The organism is Yinghuangia sp. YIM S09857 (genome assembly GCF_051388915.1).
Lineage (GTDB): Bacteria > Actinomycetota > Actinomycetes > Streptomycetales > Streptomycetaceae > Yinghuangia.
This window is the reverse complement of record NZ_JBPKBH010000024.1, coordinates 59,054-60,673: the sequence shown is the minus strand read 5'-3', so window position 1 is coordinate 60,673 and position 1,620 is coordinate 59,054. Positions and strand designations below refer to the sequence as shown.

Annotated in this window: 1 protein-coding gene; it reads right to left on the bottom strand. The window is 70.5% G+C overall.

What is annotated here, in order from left to right; translation table 11 throughout:
• Window positions 1–32: 32 nt before the first annotated feature.
• Entirely contained in the window at window positions 33–1,457 is a 1,425-nt protein-coding gene (locus ACRX5S_RS34965; RefSeq protein WP_436777240.1) for a WxL protein peptidoglycan domain-containing protein, read from the bottom strand.
• Between the last annotated feature and the right edge of the window lie 163 nt (window positions 1,458–1,620).

The window sequence follows — 1,620 nt, the reverse complement described above, 5'->3', positions numbered from 1 at the left end:
CCCCGCGAGGGTGCGTCGAGGTGCCAGGTAGCTCAACGACCGACCCCCGCGGGGTCCGCCGCCTCGCCGCCCGCCGATGCGGGCGCGGTTTCCTGGGACGTGTCCTTCTTGCCCTCCGCCTTGACCTCGGTCTTGGCCTCGGTCTTGGCCTCGGTCTCGGGGTCCTTCTTGGCCTCGCTCTTGTCACCGGTCTTGTGATCGGCCGACGACGCGGGCACGGTCTCCTTGACCTCGTCCGTCTTGTCATCCGCTGATGACGCGGGCACGGTCTCCTTGGGCTTGTCCTTCTTGTCGCCCGCGCCCGAGCCTTCGGCCGAGCCCGCGACCTTGTCGCCGCCGGCGGTCGGCGCGGACTCGCCGCCGGAAGGCGCCTTGGGCCCCTGGTTCTCCGCCTTGTCACCGCTGTTGCCGCCGCCGCTCTTGCGGTTGCGCATGAGCTGCCACGCCACGCCGCCGCCGATCAGCAGCAGCGCGAGGACCAGCAGAGCGGGCCACGGCACCGCGGTGTAGGACGTCGAACTCTTGTCGGTGAGACGCTGGTTCTCCTGCTCGGTCACCGCACTGACCTGGACGTCGACCCGGTCCAGCAGCGGTGCGTCGTTCCAGGTCTGGACCAGCTCGACCTTCTCGCCCGGGAAGATCTCGATCTGGTTGCCCGGGTCGCTCTTCTTGGTCAGCAGCGTGCGGCCGAACAGCCCGCTCACCTTGAGCTCGGTCTGCGGGCGGATGATGACGTTGCCGGTGTTGGTGATCGTGTAGCGGATGACGGCCTTGTCGGAACCGAAGAACTCGCCGAAGCCGGTGGCGCGTTCGACGCGCACGTCGCGCACGTCCATCGCGGGCAGGCTGGGTCCGCGGACCTTGAGGTAGATGCGGGCACCCACCTGCATCTTGAGGTCGACGCGGAGCTGGCCCTCCTGCTGCTGGCCGATGGTCTCGTTGTTGAGTGCCATGATGCCGCCGACGTGGTCGCCGGAGGTGGCGTTGGCGGGTATCACGATCTGGAACGGGATCGCGACGCGCGTACCCGGCTCGACCTCGACGGTGTCCTGGCCGTTGCCGACCTTGAGCCAGAGGCCGACGCCCTTCATCGGGTCGCCCAGGCGGCGCACCGAGAAGGCGCCGTCGCGCGGCGTGTTGAAGGCGTCCGCGCCGAAGACCTTGAAGGTCAGCTTGCGGTTGCTGGTGTTGGCCACGACGACCGTGTCGGTCACCGTCTCGCCGGCCGCGGCCTCCAGGAAGAAGTAGCGGCGGTTGTTCTGGTCGGTGCCGGGCGGCACGAAGGGGTCGACGGACCAGTCGCCGTTGCTCGCCGCGTGCGCGGCGGGCGCGGGCCCGACCAACAGGCCGGCGAGGACGGTGAACACCGCGGCGAGCAGGGCGAGGCTCCGGGCGCGCAGGCCGGTGCGGCGTGGGCGGGCGGCTCTGTGCCGGCGCTCTGTCGACGTGTCCGTCATGTCTGTCTCCTGCGGCTTCAACGGGGCTGGCGGATCGGCGGCCGGTACGGCCCGGGAGCGGAGACCTGGGCCGTGGCCTGGATGGTGCGGTGGAGCTCGGGTGGTGCGGTGCGGGGCGGTGCCGAGCGGCTTGGGTGGAACGGGCCGGATTGCCCGTCCCACC

Coding starts and splice junctions, on each gene's coding strand:
- ACRX5S_RS34965 (WP_436777240.1), bottom strand. CDS start 1,457: ATGACGGACACGTCGACAGAGCGCCGGCACAGAGCCGCCCGCCCACGC.